The 1,690-nt window shown below is 59.2% G+C and carries 3 protein-coding genes and 1 pseudogene; all 4 read left to right on the top strand.

Features of this window, described 5'->3' with window-relative positions:
• Positions 1-341, top strand: a pseudogene (locus tag HX803_RS31890) (hypothetical protein); the annotation flags it as partial.
• A gap of 82 nt (positions 342-423) precedes the next feature.
• Complete coding sequence (locus HX803_RS31885) at positions 424-1,050, top strand: hypothetical protein (protein ID WP_178926042.1); 627 nt, start codon at positions 424-426, stop codon at positions 1,048-1,050.
• A 40-nt stretch (positions 1,051-1,090) separates the two neighbouring features.
• A complete protein-coding gene (locus tag HX803_RS31880) occupies positions 1,091-1,426 on the top strand; it encodes a hypothetical protein (protein WP_256732990.1) in 336 nt (111 codons plus the stop codon).
• An 82-nt stretch (positions 1,427-1,508) separates the two neighbouring features.
• The coding region (locus HX803_RS31875; RefSeq protein ID WP_178926041.1) for a RebB family R body protein at positions 1,509-1,690 on the top strand (182 nt) is incomplete at its 3' end.

Below are 1,690 nucleotides of genomic sequence, written 5' to 3'. Positions count from 1 at the left end.
AGATCGCCGTCCCCGCCGACATGATGATCAGCCAGGCCGCCGGGTTGGTGGCGCAGTCGGCAGCGGGGTATTTCGACGGGGTCAGCAAGATCGCGCTGGCGGCCCAAGCCGTGCTGCTCCAGCAAATGACCGAGAACATCGTCAAGGAAAACCTGCCGGCCGCTGCCGAGGATGCGCTGGGTGCGCTGGCGACCGACCTGCTGGTGGGCGCCGCCGCCGCTGTGGCTGCCGCTGCCGGTGCGATGGAGGCCGAGGCCGCCAGTGTGGCCATCGACAAGATCGACCAGAGCATCGCCAAGTACGCCGACACCTTGGCCAACCGGGCTGCGCCAGCGGCCTGAACCGAGCACGACGTTCCAGAGCCCTTCTGGAACGCGGCAACAGCAACCTGAACGTAACTTTTCTTGAGTGAGGAGCGACATCATGCAGCCTGGAGATATCATTTTCTCGGTGAAACAAGACGACGACAGCGCCACACGTGCGTTTATCAAAGCTGGCCAGCTGGTCAAGGCCACGGTGTTTTCTCAAGACACGTGCTACCTGAATGTCGTCCATCCTGCGATTGCGGTGAGTGACACACTGGTGGTTGAAAGTGTCGGCAGTGGCCTGACCTTGACCGATTTGAGCCTGGAAAAACCTCCGCGTTCGGCTATGGTTTTTTCCTGTGTGAATGAAGCATTGGGCGAAGCCGCCGCGTTGGCCGCCAAGCAGTTCTATTTCGACAAGATAGGTGGCGATATTCGCGGTCGCTACAGCGTGTGGACCGCCATGATCTCGGCTTTTCGGCGCTGGAGTTCCGATACCAATCTGGTGACGCGAATCAACGAGTCGGTCGATATTGGCAGTAGCTCGTTTTGCTCACAATTCGCAGCCAACTGCTATGAAGTGGGCAATCTTTACAACGCTGCCAATCTGGTCCCACCGCCGCCGGCAATCTTCAATCAACAGCCTTCAGCCATCACGCCAGCAGAATTGGCGACGTTCTGCGATGCCTCATCACTGTTCTACTTCGCCGGCTTCTGGCAAGACAACGTCGAGGTGCGGCTTTAGCGGCCTCGCTGCCGGTAAAGCATCGAACCAGGAGGTTCACATGGCTCCCCCTATGCAACCGCCAGTACTGTCCGCTGCCGATCGGCTGCGACTCGAAGCGTTGATTCGCAACCCGCAAACCTTCGCCGGCACCTCCCAGGCCGTCGTGGATGAAACGCTCAAGCGTGCAGCCCAGGTGCTTGAGCAGTCCAAAGCCAACGAGCAAGCGTTAAGGGTGGCCGCCGAGCAACGTGAAGCGGCGGTGCGCCAGGTGCTTGATGGCGCGGTGGCGGACAGTGAGACACAGATCGCGCGCAAGCGTCAGGAAGTGCAGACGCTGATCCAGGGGCTGATCGTGCAGATCGAGGCGATCCTGGACCCTGCGCCGAAACCCTAGCCTGCAAGGCTTCACAGCGGTTGTTTTACAACGTTCATTCATGAACACGGAATGCACCGTGTATTAAATAAGGAAATTGATCATGTCATTCGTCAACGAGCAAATTACCGACGCCGTTACCCAGACCAACGTCAAAGTGGTGGCTGAATCGCCAGCGATGGCGATGAGCACCATCTACCAGTCGATGGGCCAGGCCACCGCGATCCTGTTCCAGAACGCCGTTTCAGCGCAGCAGCAGCAAAATACCCTGGCCCAGGCCGCGAC

The sequence above is a fragment of the Pseudomonas sp. P7548 genome (genome assembly GCF_013386585.1).
Lineage (GTDB): Bacteria > Pseudomonadota > Gammaproteobacteria > Pseudomonadales > Pseudomonadaceae > Aquipseudomonas.
This window is presented reverse-complemented; position numbering and strand designations above follow the sequence as displayed.